At 71.6% G+C, this 22,323-nt stretch carries 22 protein-coding genes and 1 pseudogene; 8 read left to right on the top strand and 15 right to left on the bottom strand.

Annotated features, from left to right (window positions below; all coding sequences use genetic code 11):
* Nucleotides 1-172 precede the first annotated feature (172 nt).
* From D7294_RS30035 to D7294_RS30020, 4 genes are all read left to right on the top strand, one after another.
* Entirely contained in the window at nucleotides 173-976 is an 804-nt protein-coding gene (locus tag D7294_RS30035) for a helix-turn-helix transcriptional regulator (protein WP_120684970.1), read from the top strand.
* A 177-nt stretch (nucleotides 977-1,153) separates the two neighbouring features.
* Nucleotides 1,154-1,810, top strand: coding sequence for an EthD domain-containing protein (locus D7294_RS30030; RefSeq protein ID WP_241562727.1), 657 nt, complete (start codon nucleotides 1,154-1,156; stop codon nucleotides 1,808-1,810).
* 219 nt (nucleotides 1,811-2,029) lie between these two features.
* Nucleotides 2,030-3,259: an IS701 family transposase gene (locus D7294_RS30025; protein WP_120684968.1), complete on the top strand. Its 1,230-nt coding sequence runs from the start codon at nucleotides 2,030-2,032 to the stop codon at nucleotides 3,257-3,259.
* Nucleotides 3,183-4,553 carry an IS701 family transposase gene (locus tag D7294_RS30020; protein ID WP_120684967.1) on the top strand — a complete coding sequence of 457 codons (1,371 nt, stop codon included), beginning with the start codon at nucleotides 3,183-3,185 and terminating at the stop codon, nucleotides 4,551-4,553. Before D7294_RS30025 ends, D7294_RS30020 begins: the two co-directional genes overlap by 77 nt.
* A 30-nt stretch (nucleotides 4,554-4,583) precedes the next feature.
* Here the strand turns inward: D7294_RS30020 and D7294_RS30015 are convergent, their stop codons facing one another.
* The gene (locus D7294_RS30015) at nucleotides 4,584-5,537 is read right to left on the bottom strand and encodes an SDR family NAD(P)-dependent oxidoreductase (protein ID WP_120684966.1); all 954 of its coding nucleotides are present in this window, start codon (nucleotides 5,535-5,537) and stop codon (nucleotides 4,584-4,586) included.
* A 35-nt stretch (nucleotides 5,538-5,572) separates the two neighbouring features.
* Nucleotides 5,573-6,439, bottom strand: a complete 867-nt coding sequence (locus D7294_RS30010; protein ID WP_120684965.1) for a helix-turn-helix transcriptional regulator — start codon at nucleotides 6,437-6,439, stop codon at nucleotides 5,573-5,575.
* A gap of 96 nt (nucleotides 6,440-6,535) precedes the next feature.
* On the opposite strand from D7294_RS30010, the gene D7294_RS30005 reads away from it, so the two are divergent.
* Nucleotides 6,536-7,921 carry an MFS transporter gene (locus D7294_RS30005; protein ID WP_147450940.1) on the top strand — a complete coding sequence of 462 codons (1,386 nt, stop codon included), beginning with the start codon at nucleotides 6,536-6,538 and terminating at the stop codon, nucleotides 7,919-7,921.
* 214 nt (nucleotides 7,922-8,135) lie between these two features.
* Here the strand turns inward: D7294_RS30005 and D7294_RS30000 are convergent, their stop codons facing one another.
* The 8 genes from D7294_RS30000 to D7294_RS29965 form a co-directional block, all read right to left on the bottom strand.
* A complete protein-coding gene (locus D7294_RS30000) occupies nucleotides 8,136-9,314 on the bottom strand; it encodes an acyl-CoA dehydrogenase family protein (RefSeq protein ID WP_120684963.1) in 1,179 nt (392 codons plus the stop codon).
* Between the two features lie 37 nt (nucleotides 9,315-9,351).
* Nucleotides 9,352-9,891 (bottom strand): cupin domain-containing protein, encoded by a 540-nt coding sequence (locus tag D7294_RS29995; RefSeq protein ID WP_120684962.1) that lies wholly within the window; start codon nucleotides 9,889-9,891, stop codon nucleotides 9,352-9,354.
* Nucleotides 9,892-10,076: 185 nt separating this feature from the next.
* On the bottom strand, nucleotides 10,077-11,048 hold the full coding sequence (locus tag D7294_RS29990) for a TIGR03619 family F420-dependent LLM class oxidoreductase (protein WP_206619587.1): 972 nt from the start codon (nucleotides 11,046-11,048) through the stop codon (nucleotides 10,077-10,079).
* A gap of 35 nt (nucleotides 11,049-11,083) precedes the next feature.
* Nucleotides 11,084-11,959, bottom strand: a complete 876-nt coding sequence (locus tag D7294_RS29985) for a nuclear transport factor 2 family protein (protein ID WP_120684961.1) — start codon at nucleotides 11,957-11,959, stop codon at nucleotides 11,084-11,086.
* A 25-nt stretch (nucleotides 11,960-11,984) separates the two neighbouring features.
* The gene (locus tag D7294_RS29980; RefSeq protein WP_174248474.1) at nucleotides 11,985-12,884 is read right to left on the bottom strand and encodes an alpha/beta hydrolase; all 900 of its coding nucleotides are present in this window, start codon (nucleotides 12,882-12,884) and stop codon (nucleotides 11,985-11,987) included.
* A gap of 57 nt (nucleotides 12,885-12,941) precedes the next feature.
* The gene (locus tag D7294_RS29975) at nucleotides 12,942-13,250 is read right to left on the bottom strand and encodes a muconolactone Delta-isomerase family protein (RefSeq protein WP_120684960.1); all 309 of its coding nucleotides are present in this window, start codon (nucleotides 13,248-13,250) and stop codon (nucleotides 12,942-12,944) included.
* Between the two features lie 13 nt (nucleotides 13,251-13,263).
* Nucleotides 13,264-14,301, bottom strand: a complete 1,038-nt coding sequence (locus tag D7294_RS29970) for an ankyrin repeat domain-containing protein (protein ID WP_120684959.1) — start codon at nucleotides 14,299-14,301, stop codon at nucleotides 13,264-13,266.
* Nucleotides 14,298-14,738 carry a nuclear transport factor 2 family protein gene (locus D7294_RS29965; protein ID WP_158674727.1) on the bottom strand — a complete coding sequence of 147 codons (441 nt, stop codon included), beginning with the start codon at nucleotides 14,736-14,738 and terminating at the stop codon, nucleotides 14,298-14,300. The genes D7294_RS29970 and D7294_RS29965 overlap by 4 nt, the downstream gene beginning before the upstream one ends.
* 370 nt (nucleotides 14,739-15,108) lie before the next feature.
* Between D7294_RS29965 and D7294_RS29960 the strand changes: the two genes are divergently transcribed.
* The 3 genes from D7294_RS29960 to D7294_RS29950 are packed head-to-tail and all read left to right on the top strand — an operon-like array spanning nucleotide 15,109 to nucleotide 16,615.
* The gene (locus D7294_RS29960) at nucleotides 15,109-15,603 is read left to right on the top strand and encodes a TIGR03618 family F420-dependent PPOX class oxidoreductase (RefSeq protein ID WP_120684957.1); all 495 of its coding nucleotides are present in this window, start codon (nucleotides 15,109-15,111) and stop codon (nucleotides 15,601-15,603) included.
* Nucleotides 15,604-15,638: 35 nt separating this feature from the next.
* Nucleotides 15,639-16,058: a nuclear transport factor 2 family protein gene (locus D7294_RS29955; RefSeq protein ID WP_158674726.1), complete on the top strand. Its 420-nt coding sequence runs from the start codon at nucleotides 15,639-15,641 to the stop codon at nucleotides 16,056-16,058.
* Nucleotides 16,059-16,099: 41 nt separating this feature from the next.
* Nucleotides 16,100-16,615, top strand: coding sequence for a flavin reductase family protein (locus D7294_RS29950; RefSeq protein ID WP_120684956.1), 516 nt, complete (start codon nucleotides 16,100-16,102; stop codon nucleotides 16,613-16,615).
* A gap of 168 nt (nucleotides 16,616-16,783) precedes the next feature.
* On the opposite strand, the gene D7294_RS29945 is transcribed toward D7294_RS29950, so the two are convergent.
* The 5 genes and pseudogenes from D7294_RS29945 to D7294_RS29925 form a co-directional block, all read right to left on the bottom strand.
* On the bottom strand, nucleotides 16,784-17,128 hold the full coding sequence (locus tag D7294_RS29945) for an STAS domain-containing protein (protein ID WP_120684955.1): 345 nt from the start codon (nucleotides 17,126-17,128) through the stop codon (nucleotides 16,784-16,786).
* A 3-nt stretch (nucleotides 17,129-17,131) separates the two neighbouring features.
* Nucleotides 17,132-19,210, bottom strand: coding sequence for a glycogen debranching protein (locus D7294_RS29940; protein ID WP_120684954.1), 2,079 nt, complete (start codon nucleotides 19,208-19,210; stop codon nucleotides 17,132-17,134).
* Nucleotides 19,207-21,033 carry an AGE family epimerase/isomerase gene (locus tag D7294_RS29935; protein WP_120684953.1) on the bottom strand — a complete coding sequence of 609 codons (1,827 nt, stop codon included), beginning with the start codon at nucleotides 21,031-21,033 and terminating at the stop codon, nucleotides 19,207-19,209. Before D7294_RS29935 ends, D7294_RS29940 begins: the two co-directional genes overlap by 4 nt.
* A gap of 136 nt (nucleotides 21,034-21,169) precedes the next feature.
* Nucleotides 21,170-21,751, bottom strand: a pseudogene (locus D7294_RS29930) (DJ-1/PfpI family protein); the annotation flags it as partial.
* A 58-nt stretch (nucleotides 21,752-21,809) separates the two neighbouring features.
* Nucleotides 21,810-22,322, bottom strand: coding sequence for a nuclear transport factor 2 family protein (locus D7294_RS29925; protein ID WP_120684952.1), 513 nt, complete (start codon nucleotides 22,320-22,322; stop codon nucleotides 21,810-21,812).
* Between the last annotated feature and the right edge of the window lies 1 nt (nucleotide 22,323).

Here is a 22,323-nt window from a genome sequence, read left to right as displayed (position 1 = left end):
CGGGGGCGCCCCGGGGCGGACGGCCGCGGCGTTGCGCAGCTGCCACATCGTCGACTTGTCACAGTAGGGCGTGCCTTCTCGTGGCCTTGTTCGCGCCGGTGGAACACGGACTTAGAGTCGAATCCAGCTGAGGACGGGCAGTCATTGTTCTCCGGACCGGAAGGTGAGGAGCGTGTCGGCACGTACACAGAGCCTGATAGACCTGGGGCGTTTTCTGCGCAACCGGAGGGAACGCATCCAGCCCGACCACGTGGGGCTTCCTGCAGGCCCCCGGCGCCGTACCCGCGGCCTGCGCCGCGAGGAGGTCGCGGTGCTCGCCGGCCTCAGCCCCACCTGGTACACGTACCTGGAGCAGGGCCGTGACATCCGTGCCTCGTCGGAGGTCCTCGAGAGTTTGACGCGGGTGCTGAGGCTGGACGAAGACGAGCGCAAGTACTTCTACCTCCTTGCCCACGGCCGCAACCCGCCCGTCAGCGCGGAGGCGAAGGCGGTGCTCGCCGATGTTGCGGCGGACCGGGTGATCGGTGCGATGCAGGGCGCCGATCAGCCCGTGTACGCCGACAACCTGTACGGCGACGTCGTCGCGTGGAACGACGCCGCCGCCCAGTGGTACACCGACTTTTCGCGGCTGCCCGACGGCCGCCGCAACATGCTGTGGTGGGTCTTCTCCGATCCCGCCGCCAGGGAGCGGCTCGTCCATTGGGCCCAGGACGCCCAGGACATCGTCGCCCGCTTCCGGCTCGCCTCCGCGATGCGCCCGCGCGACCACCGGTTCGCGGAGCTGTTCGAGGCCCTGTGGGAAGCGAGCGAGGACTTCAGGAGGCACTGGTCGGCCCACGAGGTGAAGGAGAACCATCCCCGGGTCCGTGAACTCAGGACGCCCGGCGGGCATACGCGGCAATTCGAGCTGGTCGTGATGCGCATGACCGACTGCTTCCATTCCGTCGTGTTACACATGCCCGTGCCCGACGCCTGACCGGCAGCCATATTTCACGTAGTGCGCTCCGATATCCAGCCTCGACCGCTTTCCGCCGCCGTTCCGGACGATAATTCCACCATGCGTCGGGGAACGGTTACCGACGAAGGTCGCATCCGAGAGGACGGAACGCACCGGATGATTCACCAACTCATTTTCGCCGCCCCGAAGCCGGGTATGTCAGAGGCAGAATTTCAGCGCTACTGGCTCGATGTCCACGCGGTCCGGTACGCGAGCAGGATTCCCCAGATCCGGAAATACATGATCGACACCCGGGTGCCCTTCGGCGACGAGACCGGGGAGCCGCTGTGGAGCGGCGTGGCCGAGATATGGCTCGCCAACGAGCAGGAGCAGCTGGCCTCGCTGCAGACCCCGGAGTTCCTCGAGGGCGCACGGCGCGACGAGCCCAACTGGGCGGCCTTCTGGAGGACCGTCGTCCTCGACACCGACGCACACGAGATCGTTGCCGGCCCGCCCGCCACGGCAAATCCCTCCTGGCTCAAGCTGATCCTGCTGGTCAAGCGGAGGGAGGGGCTGCCACTGGCGGAGTTCCGCGCGCGGAGCCTGGGGGCGCACGCCGCGCAGATGGCGGCGGTACCGGGGCTGCGCCGCTACCTCCAGTGCCACACCAGGGATGGCTTCTACGGCGTGGGCGAAGCCGTGCTCGATGCCGCCTACCAGTTGTGGTTCGACGACGCCGACGCGCTGACCCGGGCCCTGGAATCGCCCGAGTTCAAACAGGCGAGAGCCGATCTGGCGGAAATCGTCGAGTCCCGCTACGTCCATCGGCTCGTCACCCGCGAGCACTGGGTCATCGGCCCGGAAGCGCGATAGTCTCTCGCACGGCAATCGGCCGCGGCGCCCGATCGTGTCCACGATCCCGGTGTCGCGGCCTTTTCTTCTCTCCGCCTTTCCTGGCACTGCGAATACCGCCACAAATACGCCCTAGGAACAACTTTCCTCCGCTTGCAACCATGAGTACGTCCAGTTCACGCACGACCCCGGAATGTGACCGGGAGGCGTGAATCGTTCCGCAGAGAACCTGGAGTACTGGTGGACACGGTGGAGCTGGAACCACTCGACGCCGCGCGCCTGGACGATGCGATGCTGTCGGCATTCTGTGAGGAAATGCTCGCCTCGCTGAGCCGCTCCGATCAGCGCCGGTGGGGCAAGACGTACGTGCGGGGCCTGGTCAACGTGCCGGGGCGCAAATCGATCAGGCGGATCTCCGAGTATTCCGAGTACCTCGTCGGCTCCGGTGCCGACCAGTCGCTCCAGCAGTTCCTCAACCAGAGCCCCTGGTCCTGGGCACCGGTCAGGAGCGCACTGGCCGACGCGCTCGGCCGGGCGCGACCGCCGGCTGCCTGGGTGGTGCGGGAGGTGACCTTCCCCAAGAACGGCAGCAGCTCGGTCGCCGTCGCGCGCCAATACTCCCGGTCCATGGGCCGGGTGGCGAACTGCCAGCTGGCAACGGGAGTGTTCCTGGCCGGCGACTCGGGAAGCTGCCCGGTCAACTGGCGGCTGCACATCCCGCGGGAGTGGGACGAGGACACCGAGCGGCGGCACAAGAGCCGGGTGCCCGACTCCGAACGCTGGCGCCCGCCGTGGCGGTACGTGCTGGATGCCGTGGACGAGATGGCCGTGGGCTGGCGCCTGCCCAGGGCGCCTGTCGTGGTGGACCTGACCGGTGACCGCGACGCCGAGGTCCTGCTCGGCGCCCTCGACGATCGCGGCATCGCCTACGTCGTGCAGGTCTCCCCCACGACGCGGCTGCCGGCCGCCGGGCGTTTCGGTCCCGCGGCCCTTCCCCCGCGCACCGTCGGCCAGGTGGCCGCCGCCTCGCTGCGGGAGGGCGGGACCACGCTGCCCGAGCGCCGCGGCGGGAGGATGGCAGGCGCGCCGCGTTCCCTGTTCACCCTTGCCCCCGCGGGAGCGCCGGCGGCGAGGAACGGCGTCCGGGAGGGCTCGGCGCCGCTGCGGCGCCGCCACGTGCTCGCCGACTGGTCCTGGGGGCCGGCGCGGCCGCGGGCGGTGTGGCTGACGAACCTCGGTGACAGCGGGACCGCCGAACTGGCCGGGCTGGTGCGGACCTGGGACCGGTCGGCCGAGGCTCCCGGGGCCCTGGCCGCGGAATCGGGCCTGCTGCACTTCGAGGGGCGTTCCTTCAGGGGATGGCACCACCACGTGACGCTCGTGGCCCTGGCGCATGGCTTCCGCGTGCTGCGTGGCCTGGAGGCCGGACGGCAAGCGCCCGGGCGGCCGCTTTCCACGCGAGACATCTGAGGACTCGCCGGCCATGGCTCGTCAAGTACCGGTCTTGCAGGGAGAAGGCATGTCGGAGCTCCAGGAAAGCTCTTCATTTCCGGCGTTGCTGATGGATGGCGTGTCGGAGTTTTCGCAGTACGTTTTTTCCTCGCTTCCCAGGGCCGATCAGCGCCGCTGGGCGGAGGTGTATCTGCGCGGGCTTATGTGCGTGGAGGGGAAGAAATCGATCAGGCGGATCGCGGAGAGTTTCGTCCCGTACCCGGCCGTTCAGTCGCTCCAGCAGTTCCTCAACCAGAGCCCGTGGGACTGGCGGCCGGTGTGCCGTGCGCTGCGCGACTACGTGGCCCGCGAGACCAGCCCCTCCGCCCTCTCCGTCGGGGTCGTGCACATCCCCAAGCGGGGCAGTCACTCCGTGGGGGTCAGGCGCAGGTTCGTCAAGGAGGCCGACCGCTCGATCAATTCCCAGATTGGGGTGGGCCTCTTCCTCACCGCCGAGCGCAGCAGCATTCCGGTGGGCTGGCGAATAGTGCTGGACGACCGGTGGGGCTCCGATCCGGCCCTGAGAAGAAAGGTGTCCGTTCCTCCCGGCTACAGGATCGAGTCGGAATGGCAGGCGATACTCGACGCGCTCGGTGAGTACGCGGAGTCGGGCGAGCCGATTCCCTTGCTGGCGGATCTGCGGGGCGTGCAGGGACTGCCCGCGCTCCTGCCGGGGCTCTCGAATCGCGCGCAGGAATTCCTGATCGAGGTGGACGGCGGGCTGGAGGTGAGGGAGTACGGCGGGGGACCCGGCCCCGGCAGGAGCGGCGGCGCCGACCCGGGCCCGGTCAGGCTGCGCGAGCTCTGCGTGCCGCGGGGCCACAGGAGCCGCCGCCGCTATCCGGTCCTCCTGCTCGCGGCGGACGGCGGCCGCTGGCGCCCCGCGATGACGGCGCTGGTGCGGCTGGCCGACTCGCCGGGCCCGGTGCGCACCTACCGGGTGATCACGCAGCCCTCCGAGAAGCCGGGGCGAGAGCGGTACTGGATCACGAACATGCTCGACCAGAAGCGCTGGGGGGAGATGATGCGGCTCATCCCCCTGCACGCCCGGCACAGGGCGGAACTCGAGGAGTTCCGCACCACCTTCGGCGTCGCGGACTTCGAGGGCCGGTCGTTCGTGGGCTGGCAGCACCACATGACGATCTCCTCCGCTGCCTTCGCCGGCAGCCGTCTGGTGTGCCGCAAGGGCGCCCCGCCCGGCGCGGACCGGGCCTCCTGGCGCAGCGGCGAGCGCCGCCCCGAGCTCGCCGACGGCCTGTACGGCGGCACCTGACGGCCCTCGTTCGCGGGGCGCCCCCGAAGCCTAGGAGAACAGGTCGGTCCCGGTGAGCTCGGCGGAGATGCGCCACAGCCGGGCCGCCGCGTCGGGATCGACCGCCCACGGCTTGACGCCGCCCACGAGCATGTCGTCGTGCGCGGCGGGCTCCGCGATGTCGCAGTCCTGGCAGTACGCCCCGCCGTGGCCCTCCAGGAGCGGGGAGGTCGCGGCCCAGACGGCGGTCGCCGCGCCCTGTTGCGGCGTCTTGAAGTCCTCGTGGGGATCGCCTTCCGGGGTGATCCAGCCCCGGGCGAGCATCTCCTCGCGGGGCACATGCCGTTGCAGCGGGGTGATGATGCTGCCCGGGTTGACGGCGTAGGCGTGCACGCCTACGCCGGCGCCGAGGGCGTCCAGGTGCAGGGCGAAGAGAGCGTTGGCGGTCTTGGACTGCGCGTACGCGAGCCAGCGGTCGTAGCCTTCGCGGAAGTGCAGGTCGTGCCAGCGGATGCCGGACATGAAGTGCCCGGAGGACGACAGGGCCACGACCCTGGCACCGGGGGCGAGCGCCGGCCGCAGCCGGTTGACGAGGGCGAAGTGGCCCAGGTGGTTGACCGCGAACTGCGCCTCCCAGCCCTCGCCGACGCGGGTCTCCCGGCAGGCCATCACGCCGGCGTTGGCGATGAGGACGTCCAGGGCCCGGCCGCTGTCGAGGAAGCTCTCGGCAAAGGTCCTGACGTCCTCGAGCCTGCCCAGGTCGAGTGGGTGCACCTCCACCCGCGGCAGGCCGCGTAAGACGGCGTCCGCGAGGGCCGGCCGGCGGGCGGGGACCAGGACGTGGGCTCCGGCCCGGGCGAGGGACCTGGTGGTCTCCAGGCCCAGCCCCGAGTAACCGCCGGTGACCAGCGCGGTCTTGCCGGACAGGTCGATTCCCTGCAGGACCTCGTCGGCCGTGGATACCGCGCCGAAGCCGGTGCCGATTTTCTGCTGCTGTGTAGTCACGGGCCGTGAGGCTAAAACGTGGAGTGGGCTCCAGGTCAAGGGGCCCATCGGGTCGGAAGGGGCTTCTGCCGCCGTTGTGCCGCCTGCCGCAGCACGTGGAGCGCGGCGTGCGAGGCCGAGCTCTCCGGGGCGGTGTAGACGACGAGCCGTTCCCCCGGCGCGGTGGGGACCGCGAGCACCACGTACTCCAGGGTCATCCTTCCCGTCAGCCGGTGGCGCAGCTCCTTGCGGCCCTCGACCTTGTGCCGCAGTTCCCTGGCTTCCCACAGGCGGCGAAACTCCCGGCTGGCGTCTGAGAGCTCCGCGACGAGTCCGGCGAGCCGCGCGTCGTCCGGGCGATGCCCGGTGGCCGCGCGCAGGTGGGCCACGGCGTCCGCGGCGACGTCGGGCCAGTCCACGAAGATCTCTCTGGCCTCGGGGTCGGTGAACACGTAGCGCACGTTGTTGGGCCGCCCGGGGCCCTCGACGAGGTGGCCGAAGAGCGCTGCGGCGGTGTCGTTCCAGGCGAGCACGTCGCTGTGCCTGCTGATCACGTAGCCGGCGGTGGGCGGGGACAGCAGCGCGAGCATCCGTTGCGCTCCCCTGGCGAACGCCGCGGCCTCGGCCTCCGGGTGGGCCTGGCCGGCCAGCGCGAACAGGTGCCCACGCTCCTCCTGCGACATCCGTAACGCTCTGGCCAGCGCATCGAGCACGCCGGGCGAGGGATTCGGGACCCGGCCCTGCTCCAGGCGCACGTAGTAGCCCGCGCTGATGCTTGCCAGCCGGGCGATCTCCTCCCGGCGCAGCCCTGAGATGCGGCGTGCGCCCGCCGCGGGCAGCCCGACCTGCCCCGGGGTGAGCAGCACACGCCGGGACCGGAGAAAGGCGCCGAGTTCCCGCGCCAGCAAGCTGTGCCTGTCCATCCGGCCCCTCCGTCGTGGGTCCGCCCGCGAGGGTGACCCTGTCAGGTATACCCTCGTCGATTGCCCAGCGTGCAACTCAGGCAGCAGCCTGTTGTGGTGACGACCGAACAACTCGCCGCTGGTTCCCTACCCGCCTCCGCCGTCACCTCAACGGCACGGTGGACGCTGTTCGCCGCCTCCTTCGGCTTCCTCATGGTCAGCCTGGACGCCACCATCGTGAACGTCGCGCTGCCCACACTGAACGAGGAACTGGATGCGGGGCTCTCCCAGCTTCAGTGGGTCGTGGACGGCTACACGCTCACCTTCGCCGCGCTGCAGCTCGTGGGCGGCTCGCTCAGCGACCGCCTCGGCGCCCGGCGCGCCTTCGCCCTGGGCCTGAGCCTGTTCATCCTGGCCTCGCTGGCCTGTGGCCTGGCGGTCTCACCCGGCATGCTCATCGCTGCGCGCTTCGTTCAGGGGATCGGCGCGGCCATGCAGCTGCCCGCCTCGCTGGCGATGATCCGCCACGCCTACCCGGACGGCGCCGCGCGGAACCGGGCCGTGGGCGTATGGGCCGCCGCAGGCGGTGCCGCGGTCGCGGCCGGACCGGTCATCGGCGGCCTGCTGCTGGTCTGGCTGGGCTGGCGCTCCCTGTTCCTGGTGAACCTCGTCATCGGCGCCCTCGGCCTGCTGGCCACCATGCGCGCCCAGAGCACCCGCGTCGGCAAGGCGCGCCGTCTGGACCTGCCCGGGCAGGTCGTCATCATGCTCACCCTGTGCGGGCTGGTCTTCGCGCTCATCGAGGGCGGCTCGATGGGCTGGCTCTCCCCCGCGGTGCTGATCGCGCTGGCCGCCGCCGTGGCCGGCAGCGTGACCTTCGTCTGGTGGGAGCGGCGGGCGCCGGAGCCCATGCTGCCGCTGCGGCTGTTCGGCCGCCCGGTGGTCTCCGCGGCCAGCGTGGCCGGCTTCGTGCAGAACTTCTCCTACTACGGCATCGTCTTCCTGCTCAGCCTCTTCCTGCAGGACCAGCGCGGCTACTCCGCCCTGGAGACCGGCCTGCTCTTCCTGCCCATGAGCATCGCCGCGATGACCTCCAACCTGCTCGGCGGGCGCCTGACCGCGCGCCTTGGCCCCAGGCTCCCCATGATGGGCGGTCAGTTCCTCTTCGCCTGCGGCCTGCTGGCCCTGCTGGCCGCCGGAACCGACGCCCCCAACTGGGCCGTCTGCCTGGCCACCGTGCCCGTGGGCATCGGCGGCGGCGCCGTCGTACCCGCCATGTCCAGCGCGGTGCTGGAGGCCGTCGAACCCGCCTACGCCGGCGTGGCCTCCGCCGAGCTCAACACCGCCCGGCAGGTCGGCGGCGCCGTCGGCGTCGCCCTCTTCGGCGCCCTCGTCGCCGGCGACTTCCTCCCGGGGCTGCGGCTGTCCCTGGTCATCGCCGCCGCCGCGCTGTTCTGCGGCTCCGCCGTCACGGCCCGCTGGGTGCGCGTACGCGGCAACTGAACGCCGCGGCGGCAGGACGGTGCCGGGCACCCCCGAGGCCCGGCACCGCCCTGCCGCCGTGTGCCGCCCGCCCCGGTCCGGCGCACTCCCGCGGGAACGCCGCGCGCGGGCCAAAGGCCGCGGCGGGCTGCACCGCGATGCCTCCCGGACGCGGAAGGTGCCTGCCTCCTCGCCGGAACGAGGAGGCAGGCACCTTCCGTTGCGCCGGCGGCGCCTACAGGAACGGCGTGTCCGGCGGCAGCCCGACCGCGACGCGGCCCTGGAGTTCGAGGTTCGTGGTGGGCAGGAACAGGCCGTGCAGCGAGAGCCCGGTGATGTCGCGGTAGAAGCGCTGGAAGGGAACGTCGCGGTGGATCACCGACGCACCGCTGGCCGTGTGGAGTTCCTCGACCGCCTCCCTGAGAAGCATGATGGAGAAGCCGACCTGGCCACGGATCTGCGCGCGTTCGGCCACGGTCGGCTGCTCGCCGGCGTCGGCCCGGTCCTGCAGCACGCGGAACCAGCCCGCCGAGAGCGCCTCGGCGGCCGCGATCCGGCCGGCCGCGGTGGCGACCTGGAGGTGGGTGAGCGGGGACTGGCTCTGGTCCGTCCAGGAGGTGTAGGTGATGCCGCGGCCGGGGAGCCGGTCCAGGAACAGCTCGTAGGCCCCCTTCGCCATGCCGAGGTAGGAGGCCGCACCGACCACCATGAAGTAGGGGACCATGGCGTAGTTGCCTCCGGTCGCCCCGGTGTTGCCGCGGCCGGGGGAGCCGGCGCCGAGCAGGTCGGGCATGAGCGCCACCCGGTGGGTGGGCACGAAGACGTTCTTCGCCACGACGGTGGCGCTGCCGGTGCCGGCCGCGGCGGTGGTGTCCCAGTCGTCGATGACCGAGACTTCCGACCGCGGCACCAGGGCGGTGGAGGGCACGGGTGCGCCGTCCGGGTTCTCCGGCAGCGCGGCGAGGTTGCACCAGTCGGCGCCCTGGCAGCCCGAGACCCACTTCCAGCTGCCGTTGAGCAGGAAGCCGCCGTCGGTGGGCGTCAGCGTTCCCGTGGGCGTCAGCCCGGCCGAGACCCGTACCGTGCCGGTGGCGAAGACCTCCTCCTGGGCCCGCTCGGGGAACAGGGTCACCACCCAGGCGGCCGCCGACCAGATCTGGGCGACCCAGCCGGTCGAGCCGCACCCGCGCGCCACTTCGGTCAGTACCCGGTACTGGTCGGCGACGGGCAGGCCGAGGCCGCCGAAGCGGCGGGGCACGGTCATCCGGAAGACGCCGGCGTTCTCCAGCAGGTCGATGTTCTCCTGCGGCACGGACCGCTGGGCCTCCGCCGCCTTTCCGTTCTCCCTGAGGGTGGGGAGGAGGTCCTGCACCGCGCCGAGCACCGTGGCGGTGCCGGCCTTCGCAGCCGTCATTGTTCTGTCTCCTTAACAGGTCGCTGGCTCGGGCGGATCAGGCGGAGCGGCCGGCGCCGATGAGCACGCTGGCCATCAGGACCGGGCGGCCGCTGCGGTTGTGCCAGGCGTGGTTGGCTCCGCGCTGCACGACGCAGTAGCCCGGGGTCAGGCGGGTCTCGGTGCCGTCGTCGAGCTCCAGCCACAGCTCCCCGTCGAGGATCAGGTTCACGTCGACGGTGTCGGTGCGGTGGCGGCCGAACTCGTCCGGCTGCAGCGCGGCGAGCACGCCGGGGAACACGCGCTCGGCCTCCGCGGCGGCCTCGGCCGGGTCGACGGTGACCTCGGGGGCGGGCGCGTTCTCCGGGGGCATCGTCAGCAAGAGGAAACGGATGCCGCCGGGCTCGGGGAAGTAGGGGGCGAAGCTGACGTCCTGCTCGCCTGGGCCGACGACCGGCGTGCTGTCGGTGCCCCAGATCTGGTAGACCTCGATGCCGGGGAGCGCGGCGACGGTGGTCGGCTTGACGGCCTCGGCGACGTCGACCCGGGACTTGCCCTCCGGTTCGGAACCGATCGATATCTGGCGTATGTCGAACATCACGTGCTGTCCTTTCGTCAGGGAAGGGTGCGGTATCGCGAAGGACGATCGCCGGGCCGGGCGCGGGGCCGCCGCGCCCGGCCATGGGCAGGACGGCGCCGCAGGGGAGTGCGGACGCCGCCCGCGAACCGGGGCCGCCCGGTGAGGGGCCGCTTCCCGGTCCGCGGCCCTGGGCCGTGGGCCGATCAGGCCGCCGCCGGCGACGCGAACGAGGTGGGCGCAAGCACCTCAAGCGCGTGTTCGATCAGGTCCATGGAGGCGGCCGGATCGGTGTGCGGGCCGACCACCTCGTAGTCGAAGTTGAAGTCGGCGAACACCTCGGTGGCGCCCAGTTCCCGCATCTCGGCCAGGTCGGCGGCGATCTCCTCCAGCGAGCCGTTGAACAGCTGCCGTCCCGGCTGGCCACCCGGCCGGACGAAGGCCGCGGCACGCACCACGATCCGCGCGGCATCCGGGTCCTTGCCCGCGGACTCGGCGCCCTCGCGCACCAGCTCGGCGGCGCGGGCCACCTCCTCCCGGGTCACGAACGCGGGGCCCACCCATCCGCTGCCGAGCCGGCCGGCGCGGCGCCACGCCTTGTCGCCGCTGCCGCCGAGCAGCAGCGGCAGCGTCCGCTGCACGGGCCTGGGCCGGACCAGGACCCGCGGAAGGTGGGCGAACTCGCCGTCGAAGGCGGCGATCTCGTTCTCCCACATCTCCCGGAGCACCGTGACGTACTCGAGCGTCCGGCCCAGCCGGCGCTCGAAGGGGACGCCGGCTGCCAGGAACTCCTCGGGCGACCAGCCCTGGGCCGCGCCGACGTCCAGCCTGCCGCCGCTGACCCGGTCCAGGGCGATGAGCTGCTTGGCGAGCACGGGGGGCGAGTAGAACGGCGCGACGACGGCCGAGATGCCCAGCCGGATGCGGGTGGTCCGGCTCGCGAGGTAGGCCAGGGTCACGATCGGTTCGCACACCTGCCGGAAGACCTGGCCGAAGTGGTCCTGTTCGCCCTCCCCGTCGGGGCCGACGGGGAACAGCAGCCTGCTCAGCGTCCACAGCGACCCGTAGCCGAGTTCCTCGGCTCGCTGGGCCACGCGCAACTGGTTCTGCGGGGTCGCCCAGGGGCCCGCGAAGGGCGGGGCGATCCCGATCGTCAACGGCCGGCTCGTCGGGTTCATCGCTTCGGCTCCTGTCATGGTCGTCGGGGACGGCGTCAGGCCTGGCCGGTGCGGAACATGGCCGCCCTGTCCTCGTCGGACACGTCGGTCGCGAACACCAGCGGGTCGTACACCTCCCGGTAGACCCGGATGAGGCCGTCGACGACGTGGAAGAAGGTGAAGTAGTGGTTGGAGTAGAGGGCACCGCTCGGCTGCACCAGGTCGGCGGTGAACTCCACGAACACCCATTCGGGGTCGGTGAACCGGCGGACCTCGACGATGGTGAACTTCATCGACTGGGTCGCCTCGGTGAGCCCGGTCCACAGGCCGCGCAGTGTGTCGGCCCCGTGCAGCTGCTTGGGGTAGCCGGGTGGCGAGTAGGGCATGTCCTGCACCACGTCATGCGCCAGGCAGGCGATCGCCGCGTCGACGTCGCCCGCGTCCAGGCTCTCCAGAAAGCGGCGGGCGACCGCGGGGGCGCTGTCGCCGGCCGGGCGGCCACCGCCCAGGACGGCGAGGTTGCCGCTCGACCAGGTCTGGCTGATCGTCAGGGCGTGGATGCGCCAGCCCTCGGCCTTGCGGACCAGGCCGAAACGGTAGTTCCCGGCGATGACGAGCGTGTCGTCGCCGGCCGGCACCGGGGCGAGGTGCTGGGCGTGGAACTGGGCGACGCACTCTGCGGTGTCGCCGTCGATCTGCACCAGGTGGTTGGCCATGATGTGCTGCGTCGGGCCGAGGGTGGCGAACAGCCCGGCCCATCCGTCGATCATGTCGGCGCGGCCGACGGTCACCCGTGCCCCGCCGGGCATGGTGCGGGTGTCGAGGTCGACCCGCTCGGTGAACAGCTCGGCCATGCGGTCCCACTCGCGCAGGTCGGCGTGCCAGCCGTATCTGACGCACGTGTCGACGATGTCCTGGCGGTCGCTGGTCATCTCGTCTCCTCGGCTCGCCGGGCGGTCACAGCGTGGACGCGAAGTGCTCGGCGACCGCGTCGAGCGCGGCCTCGACGTGGCTCTCCTGGTCGTAGAAGTCCATCTGGCCCCCGGCCTGCCAGATCAGTTCCTTCCTGGCGGGCAGCACCTCGTGGAACCTGCGGACACCGTCGGGGACGGCGGCGTCGGGGCTGTGCACGATCACCGTGGGGGCGGTGACCAGCGGGGCGGCGGCGATCGGGTCGAAGCCCAGCCACCCGGGCCAGCCCATCACGGCGAACCTGTTGCCCCACTGGGGGACGGCCCCGCGGTCGGCATCCAGGTAGTAGTCGAAGGGGCCGTACATGGCGGCCGCGGCGTTCTCCGTGCTGACGCCTGGCACGTACTCCACGATGCCGGTCTCCGCGTACCTGCGCTGCGCGGCCAGACCCGCCTCGCGGCGCTCGGCGACCGCCTGGGCACCTCCGTAGATGGCCTCCACCAGCTGCGCGTCGTGGAGCCAGGGCGCGACGAGGCCGAGCGACCTGACGCGGCCGTCGCCCGCGGCGTTCACCACGGCGTAGCCGGCCCCCGCGCATATCCCGAGCTCGCCGACGCGGCCGGGCGCGACGGCGGGGTGCGTGGCGAGGAAGTCGATCGCGCTGCGCAGGTCTGCGATCTTGCGCACCGGGGACTCCAGGTCGCGGGGCGCACCGCCGGACTCGCCGAAACCGCGGAAGTCGAAGGCGAGCGCCGCGATGCCGCGGCGGGCGAGCCCGGCCGCGTACAGGCCTGCCATCTGCTCCTTGACGGTGGTCCAGGAACCGGCCACGGCAACGGCGGGGAAGGCGGTCCCGTCCGCGCCCGGGGGCAGGTACAGGTCTCCGGCCAGGGTGTCGCCGCCGCTGGTGAACGCCACCCGCTCCCGGTGGACAATGTCGGACATGGGTCTCTCCTCTGGTTTCCTTCTGGGCTGTGCTGCGTGTCCGGTGGGCGTGGGGGATCAGACGCGATAGCGCTTCTTCACGTCCTCCGCGAAACCGAGGTAGTCGCGCAGGGGCCAGACCTCCTCGAACTCGAGGTACTCGCGCATGGGCAGCCGGCCGAGCGCGGTGCGGTCGAGTTCCTCCGCGTCGGGCGAGTCGATGATCGCGATGACCCGCTTTTGGGCCGCGACCTTCCAGATGCCGACGCAGAAGCCCGAGTCCACGGTCTCCTGGGCGTGCTCGGCCTCCTCGGCCTCGACCTCCCACAGGTCGTCGAGAGAGATGCGGCCCTCGTGGTTCCAGCGCATCTGCACGTAAAAGAGCATGTCGGTCCTTCTCTCAGCCCCAGAGGGCCTTGGTGAACGGGTGGTCCTGGCCGAACACCTCGACGGCCAGGTCGAGGGGGCGCTTGCCGTCGTGCCCGAGGAGATCGCGGCGGGCACCGGCCGCCATGACGATCCGGGCGCATTCCTCGTAGCCGTGCCAGATCGCGTCGTGCAGCGGGGTGTAGCCGTTGGTGGCGCCCTGGAAGTCCAGGTCCACGCCGGGCCAGGAGGAGATCAGGGCGGTGAGCTCGGTGTGCCCGTTGTAGACCGCCTTGTGCAGCGGCACCGCGCCGAAGGTCGGCTCGGTGGCGTTGACGTCGGCGCCGGCCTCCAGCAGCAGGCGGGCGATGGCGGTGTGCCCGTCCCTGGCGGCCACGAGCAGCGCGGTGTGCCCGTCGTTGAAGCTGTTGCCGATCGGGTAGCGCTCGTCGACGTCGGCCCCCTCGCGCAGCAGGGCGCGCACCGCGTCCTCGTCTCCGGCGACGACCGCGGCCATCAGCCGGTGTCCCTCCGCGCGGGCGGTGTCCTCGGCCAGGCGCTGCTTGAGGTAACGCTCGGCCAGCAGCAGCCGGTCCTTGCCGATGGTGTTCACGTTGAGCTCGTAGGCGAAGTGCTCCTGCAGCGAGAAGCCGTAGTGGGTGTGCAGGTTGAGCCCTGCGCCGCGGTCCAGGAGGTAGCGGGCTATCTCGGGGAACTTGAACCACAGGGCGTCCATCAGCGGGGTGTGGCCGGTGGTCGGGGCCACCGAGTCGACGAATGCCCCGGCCTCCACCAGGAGCCGCACCACCTCCGTGCTGCCGCCCTGGCACGCCTTGTGCAGGGCGGTCGCGCCCGCCTTGCTGTCGGCCGTGAACACGTCGGCGCCGGCCGCGATGAGCGCGGCCACGGTGTCCGGGTCCGCCTGGCCCGCGGCGATCATCAGCGCCGTCAGGCCGGTGGCCTCCTCGCGGGCGCCGGGGTCGGCGCCGGCCGCGAGCAGGCTGCCGACCAGGCCGGCGTCCCTTGCCCGTACCGCCGCGAGGAGCCGGCCGGTGGGCGACGGCGCGCTCATGACGCCTCCTCGCGCAGCGCCCTGACGATGGCCGCGGAGTCGCTGTAGGAACGCCACTGGACGATCCGGCCGTCGCGCACCGTCAGGCGCTGGACGAACTCGATTTCGAAGCGTGCGCCGTTGCGGCGCACGTGGCTCACCTCGTGGATGATCCCCATGGCTTCCTCGCCGTCCACGACCAGGCCGACGAGCTCTTCCTCCCGGACGTCGCAGATACTCACAAAGGTCGCGAAGCTGTCCAGGGCGGCCTGCCGGCCGTGGTGGGTGCCGATCCACACCATGTCGGTGTTGAAGCCCGGCACCGGGGTGTGGTTGATGAACCGGACGTCCGGAGCGAGGAGCCGTCCGGCGGCCTCGACATCGCCGCCGAGCAGCGCGTCGAACCACGCCTGGGCGACCTCGCGGGTCGACTGTCCGGCCTTTGTTGCCTGACTCATTACGGGATTACCTCCACGAACTTCCGCCGATTCGCGGCGCTTCGGGGGTTGCAGGTCCGCCAACAGAATCCAGCCCGCCGAAAGGCGGAACAAGGCAGACATCACAAAGTGCCCTGCCAAACTTGGCGGCCACCCGTCGGCTTTGCGAGGTGTCACGACTTGACGAAGGAAGCGCACGAAGGGGGCATTCACACTCCGCCTCCGGAGCGGGAATCATTGTTGTTTGCGCAGGTCATGCGCTGCGATAAAGGCATGAGCCGATGCTGGTAGTGCGAATACCAACACGAGACGTCACTGGATTACCCGCCCGGCGGGCACGCAGCCTTATACGGCGAACAGAGAAGTGTGCCCCGGCAGAAGGATCTACGTGATGAGTGAAAGGAACGGTCCCGGCACGGCGTCCGGGATCGCGTTGCCTCAGTCCGCCGTCGACCTCATCAACGGGCCGGCGCTCGGCCACGTGGTCAGCCTCAATCCGGACGGCAGCCCGCACGTCACCGGGGTGTGGCTGGGCATGGACGGGAACGACGTCGTGTTCGCCTCCATGTACGCCTGGCGGAAGACGAAGAACCTGATGCGCGATCAGCGGGTCGCGATCTCGGTGGAGGGTGCCGGCTTCCACGACAGCGGCCTGCGGGAGTACCTCGTCCTGCGGGGGCGCGCCGAGGTGACCGAGGGCGGCGCCTTCGCGCTGCTGCGCAGGCTGGCCGAGACCTACATGGGCCCGGGCGTCGCGTTCCCGCCCGACGAGCTGGCCGATCGCGCCGGCTACGTGATGCGGATGCGGGTCGAGGAGATCGGCGGCGTCGGGCCCTGGACGGGCGCGCCGCCCGGCCTGCCGGAGGGGCATCCGGGAGCCGCGTGACCCAGCCGGATCGTGAGCGTGAAGGGAAGCAGACTGTGACCAGCACGAATCAGGACGACATCCGGGCCCGCAACGTGCGGACCGTGCGCACCTTCTACCGACTGCAGGAGGCGATGGACTTCGAGCGCTGGCTGGAACTGTGGGCCGAGGAGGCCGGGCAGGACATCCCCTACGCCCCGGAGGGCTTTCCCACCACGGTGCGGGGCAAGGCCAACCTGGAGGGGCTCTACCGCCCCCTGTTCGAGGGGTTCGCCGAGATCCACATCCAGGACCTGCGTGTCGATCCGCTGAACGATCCGAACCGGGTACTGGTCCGCTGGCACACCCACGGGCCCCTCAAGAACGGCGGCCTGTACGAGAACGACCTGGTGGGCGTCTTCGAGTTCGGCGAGGACGGGCGTATCACGCACCTCACCGAGTACCTCAACCCGCAGAAAGTCAACATCCACCCGTGAGCGGCGGGCACCGACGGGGAGATCGGGGAGACCGGGAATACATGGACACGATCATCACCTCGGCCGAGTTCCGCGGCATCTTCGCGAGCCTGCCGACCGCGGTCGCCGTCGTCACCACCAGGGACGCGGCGGGCCGGCCGACGGGCATCACCACCAACACCGTGACGGCCGTGTCGCACGAGCCGCCGCTGCTGTCGGTGTGCCTGGACCAGGACTCCGCCACCCTCGCCGCCATCCGTGACCACGGCGCCTTCGCGGTCAACTTCCTCGCCGAGACGGGAGAAGGGATCTCGCGGGTCTTCGCGGAGAAGGAGCCGGACAAGTTCTCCCGCCTGCGGCACGCCTCGATCGAGGGGGCTCTGGGCGGGCCGGTCTTCGCCGAGGACGTCGTCGCCCACGCCGAGTGCTCCGTGCATGCCGAGGTCGTGATGGGAGATCACTCGATCGTCGTGGGCCTGATCCGTGGCGGCTCCACCCATGCGCGCGTTCCCCTGATGTACCACCGCAGGGAGTACTCGTCCTGGCGGCCGGCGCGGGTCGCGGGGGAGCCGGTCTGAGCGGCCGGGCATGCCCCACGCAACGGCCCCGGGGTGCCGGCGGGCCGGTCTGCCGCCGGTCCCCCGGGGTCTTCGTGTGCTTGGGCGGCGTGGCGCACGGCCGGTGCCGCCGCGGCTCGGCCCCGGTCCCCGGGCGCTGCCCGCCGGGGCCGGGGCCGATGCGGTTTCTCAGGCGGCCTCGGCAATGTCCGGAAGCGAGACGGAGTCCTCGATGGAGACGACGGTGCCGGACAGGCCGGCCGCTCTCAGGGCTGCCCGGACGGGCCCGGAGGCGCCCTCGACGGTCATCTCGGTGCCGGGGGGCAGTTGCTGCTGGGCGAGGGCCAGGCACCTGGCGCCGGCGGAGCCGAGCGACTCCAGGCCGGCCATCTCCAGCCGGAGCCGGCGGATGGGCCGCGTGCCCGCCTGCTCCAGCAGGCCGCGCAGGGCGGAGGTGCCGCGGTCGTCGAGGCGGCCGGACAGGTGGACGGTGGCGGTGGAGTCCGTGAAGCCCAGGGTTGCGTCGAAGGACATGGTTCAGCTCTTTTCCGGGGTCGTGGCGACGAGAACGACGGCCGAGTGCGGGGCGAGCCGCAGCAGGCCCGCGTTGCCCAGGACGGGCTCCCGGCCGGGTGGGTGCGCGTCGGCGGGCGAGGTCCGGGCCGTGTCGGCGAACAGGGCCCAGCGCGTGCCGGCGGGGGGCCGGGGCGGGATGAGGGGAAGGGTGTCCCCGCCGCGGTTGGCGGCGAGGAAGACGGTGTCGTGCCCGGCGGCCGGCCCGCCGTCCTCGTCGTGCAGCATCACCGCGGTCAGCGGGGAGTGCGGCGACCGGTCGGGCCGGCCCGGGCGTACGCCGTGCCGGCTCATCGGCGGGAGGCTCCAGCCGGGCGGGGTGGGTCCGGTGGGGTGCCGCATGCGGTGCACGGCCGGGTGCGCGCGGCGGAAGGCGATGCACAGCCGGGTGAACCGGTGCAGGTCCCGGTGGCGTTCCACGAGGTCCCAGTCGAACCAGCTGATCTCGTTGTCCTGGCTGTAGGCGTTGTTGTTGCCGAGCTGGGTGCGGCCGCACTCGTCCCCCGCGGTCAGCATGGGGATGCCCCGGCTCATCAGCAGGAGCAGCAGGGCGGTTTTGACCTGGCGGGCGCGCAGCCTGTGCACGGCCGGGTTGCCGGTGGGGCCCTCGTGTCCGCAGTTCCAGCTGTCGTTGGCCGTGATGCCGTCTTGTCCCTGCTCGCCGTTGCGCTCGTTGTGGGGCCGGTCGTAGGAGCTCCAGTCGGCCAGCGTGAATCCGTCATGGCAGGTCACGTAGTTCACGGAGGCGGCGGGGCCGCGCGCGGCGTACAGGTCGGGTGAGCCGGCCAGCCGGGTGGCGAGGTCGGCGGCCGCGCCGGGGCGGCCGGTCAGGAAGCGCCGGACCGTGTCCCGGTAGCGGTCGTTCCACTCGGCCCAGCGTCCGTGGTGGGGGAAGCGGCCGACCAGGTCGAGGCCGGAGGCGTCGGTGGCCTCGGCGATCAGCCGCCTGCCGGCCAGCACCGGGTCGTGGGCGATGGCCTCCAGAAGCGGCGGGTCGTCCAGCGGCCGGCCGTCGGTGCCGCGGGCGAGGATGGCGGCCATGTCGAACCGGAAGCCGTCCACGTGGTATTCGGTGGCCCAGTGCCTGAGGGCGTCCAGGATGACGGTGCGCATGTAGGGATGGTTGGCGTTGACGGTGTTGCCGGTGGCCGTGAGGTTGAGGTGCCTGCCGTGCTCGTCCATCAGGTAGGCGCCGCCCCCGGCGAGGCGGCGCCAGGAGTGGTCCGGGCCGCGGTGGTCTCCCTCGGCGGTGTGGTTGAAGACCACGTCGAGCAGCACCTCGATGCCGGCGTGGTGGAGGTCGCGGACGAGGAGCTTGAACTCGTGGTGGACGCGGTCGGGGCGCGCGGCGTAGGAGGCCTTGGGGGCGAAATACGAGAGGGGGTTGTAGCCCCAGTAGTTGGGCAGGGGCCGCCCGGTTGCGGGCTCGGTGAACGTGTTGTCCGTCTCGTCGAATTCGAAGACGGGCATCAGCTCGACACAGGTGACCCCGAGGTCGCGCAGGTAGGGGATCTTCCGGCGCAGCGCCTCGAAGGTGCCGGGCGCCTCGGTGCCCGAGGAGGGATGGCGGGTGAAGCCGCGCACGTGCAGTTCGTAGACGACGAGCTGTTCCTCCGGGTGCTGCGGGAGGCGGTCGCCCTGCCAGTCGAACGGCTCGGGGGGCTGCACCACGCTGCGGCGTCGCCGGCGTCTGCCCCAGGTTTCCGCCCCGGCCAGGGTGGTCGCATACGGGTCGAGCAGCACGGGCGGCTCGGCTTCCTGCGGGTCTGCGCCGGGCGGGAAGGCCCGCAGGCCGTAGTGGACGGGGCCGGGGCCGAGGCCGGAGACCACCATGCTGAAGACGTCACCGGCGCGGTGCTCGGCTGGGAAGGGCACCTCATGCCGCACCGATCCGTCGGTGGGGTCGAGCAGGACCAGGTGCAGGCGCTCCGCGGCCGGGGCGGCCACCGAGAAGCGGATGCCGTCCGCCACCGGGTGCGCCCCCAGCGGCAGCGCGGGGCCGGGGCCCACCCGCAGCCGGGGCCGGGCCGTGGGGGCGGTCACGGCCGGGGCTCCCGCACCGGGCGCAGCCGCGCCCGCACCGTCAGCCTCCCGTCGCTGCGGGGCAGGCGGACCGTCAGGTTCCGGGCGTCGAAGTCCTGGTAGGGCGCGCCGTCCACCCAGACGGATTCCAGGAGCACCCGGCCGGCGGGCAGCAGGTCGGGGGCCGCGCGCAGCAGGCCCCCCGGGTAGTGCGCGTCGGGCCGGGGGCGGAACCAGAGGTCGAGCGGCTCCCCGTGCACGAGCAGCCGGGTGTACGTCTCGGCCAGGAAGCACAGTTCGGCCTTGTGGTAGAAGCTCATCGCGTGGCTGCCCTTGAGCCGCTCCTCCCCCACCAGGTAGGGCAGTCCCTGCGCGAGCACGGTGAAGTACACCCCGCCCTCGTCGTGGTCGAGGAAGAACGCGTTGTAGAACGCGGCCGACTCCCGTGCCTCGCGCAGGAACTCCTCCTGCCCGGTGCGGCCGGCCAGGATCAGGTAGGCGAGGACGGCCTGTTCCTGTTGCCACCACGTCTTGCGGTCGTGCCAGACGAAGTCGTGGCGGCCGTTCCTGGCGACGCGCTGCACCAGGTCGTACCAGCCGCCGCGCTGGGCGTCGCGCCCCACCGCGGGCAGGGTCCGTCCCAGGCGCTCGGCCAGCGCCCGGTACTCGGGCTTGGGCCGGGCGGTGTGCATCCGCATCAGGTTCCACGCGATCTTCAGGTTGTGGCCCACCACCGCGCGGTCCTGCTGCCAGCCCCAGGAGGGGTCGGGCGTCCAGTCGCCGTGGAAGCGCTCGCGGACGAACGGGCTGGCGGCCGGTTCCGGCTCCGGCATGTGTGTGACGATCATGTCGAAGGTGTGCTCGAGCATCTTCAGGTACCGGTCCTCCCCCGTGGCCAGGTAGAGGTTGAACAGGTACGCGGGGGCGTGGTCCCCGATGGAATTCCAGTTCTTGCGGTAGCGGTTGCGGCCGAGGGAGTCGTGCAGCGGGCTGAGGGTGACCGGGTCGATGTGGGAGAAGTAGCCGCCGAGCCGGTCGTCGGCGAAGAACCGCTCGAAGAGGCGGACGGTCGCCTCGATGTCCTGCCTGAGGTACGGGGCTCCGGTGACGCGGTAGGTCTGGGTGAGGCCGACCAGGGCGTAGATCTGCTCGTAGGCCGGGATGGCACGGTAGTCGTCGCCGAACTCCGAGGCGAAGAGCTTGCGTTCGCGGCCGCCCGCCTGGTCGATGCCGTGGTACCAGTACACGACGTCGTGCTCGGTGTCCGTGAAGCGCATGTGGTCGTGGAGGTACTGCGCGCCCTGCTCGGCGACCTCCGCCAGGTCGGCGTCGCCGGTGAGCATGTAGGCGCTGGCCATGCCGTAGACGAGGCGGGAGATGGTGTCCGTCTCCTGCAGCCGCTGGCCGGTCTTCTCCCCGCTGCCGCGTATCCGGGTGCGGTAGTCGGCGAAGTCCACCGGCCCTTCCGCGAACTGGGAGCGCCGGTAGAAGCGGGCCAGCTGGTGCAGCTGACGGGTCCACCAGCCGCCCTGTTCGAAGGGGAAGGGCTCCTTTGGCGTTCCGACGACGGTCAGGTGGCCGGCCTGGAACCTGAGTCCTTCGGGTTCCGGGTAGACGGGACCGTAGCTGAAGACGAGGACGCCGGGCAGCAGCACGTCGTACAGCCTGGCCGTCACGTCCTCGTAGGGCGCGCCGAGGTTGCGGAGCATCTGGCCGGAGGTGGTGTCGGTCAGGTGCACCGTGACGGGTCGGCCGTCCACGGTGCGCAGCGCCACCTCGCGGCCCTCGCGGCCCAGGACGTAGCCGGCGACCGTGTCGGAGAAGGAGAAGTCGATCTCAGCCATCGCTCCTCCTCCAGGGGGCGCCCCACCGCCTGACGCCGCCGGGCTGGGCGGGCACGAGGGCCGCCCGCCCGTCCGTCTCGTCCCCCTCCGGCGCCTCTCCTTCCGGGACCCTTGCGCCCGGTCCCGCGCCGGCCCGGGTCAGGCTCGTGATGACGGCGCGGGCCAGCAGGTGGCAGTGGTCGACGGTGCGGCCGGTCACCAGGTCGCCGTCGACGACGAGGTCCTGGTCGACGTACTGCGCGCCCATGTTGCGCACGTCGCCGATGAGGTTGTTGTGGCAGGCCACCGGGCGGTCGCGCACCAGGTCGGTGGCGGTGGACAGCAGCCAGAGTCCGTGGCAGGAGAACGCCTTGACCAGGTGCCGGATGCGGAAGGCGCGGCGCATCAGCGCCACGGCGGGTGCCGTGCCCGTGGTGCTCTCGCTGTAGCGGAGCCGGTCGGCCACCATGCCGCCGGGGACCACGAGCGCGGCGTACCCGGTCAGCTCCTGGTAGTCGAGGGCCTCCAGGTCCCCGCTGACGGCGAGTGGCGCCCGCTGCTCGTGCCCCGTGAAGACGAGGGATTCCTGGCCCCACAGGCGGCTGAGCAGGACGACCTCGGCGCCCTCCTCGGCGAACCTGCGCCGGTAGTAGGCGATCTCCTCCTCGATGTAGTCGCTCTCCAGCAGGATGCCGATGCGCCGGCCGCGTAATGGCGCGTCCATGGCCGCAGTGGTCATCGCGAACACTTCCCAGTCGGTCGGGGCCCGCTCCGCGGCGCCCGTGGGTGAGCAGGTTTCAGCGGATCAGGTCGAGCGGGGCCGAGTCCGGCAGCAGCTGGGCCCGGTCCATGTCGAGGGTGCGCAGGCGCACCGCTCCGGCCCGCAGGACGACCGACCAGTGCTGGGTGGCCTCCACGCCGATCCAGCCGTCCGGCTCCTGCGGGCGCCACAGTTGCCAGCGCAGCCTGACGGACACGTCGGCGTGCAGGGGCGAGGTCAGGCGGATCTCGGCCTGCTCCACCTCGTGCCGCTCCTGGGGAAAGCGCCTCTTGGTCCTGACGTACCAGTCGCGGAACTCGTCCCGGCCCCGGAGGGTGACCTGCGGGAAGTGCACCACGAGGCCGAGGGGAGCGAGGTGTTCGAGCACCTGCTGTGCGGGGAGCCCCGCGTCGCGGGCCTCCAGCCAGGCCTGGACGAGCCGGTGCACCTCCGGTTCCCCCAGGACGGAGGCCGCGGCGGAAGCGGCCGGCGCGACGGGGGTGGCGGGCGCGATGCCGGCCGGCGGGGTCGCAGTCAGGGAAGTCGCCATG

The sequence above is a fragment of the Streptomyces hoynatensis genome, assembly GCF_003626535.1.
In the GTDB taxonomy this organism is placed as follows: Bacteria; Actinomycetota; Actinomycetes; order Streptomycetales; family Streptomycetaceae; genus Streptomyces; species Streptomyces hoynatensis.
This window is presented reverse-complemented; position numbering and strand designations above follow the sequence as displayed.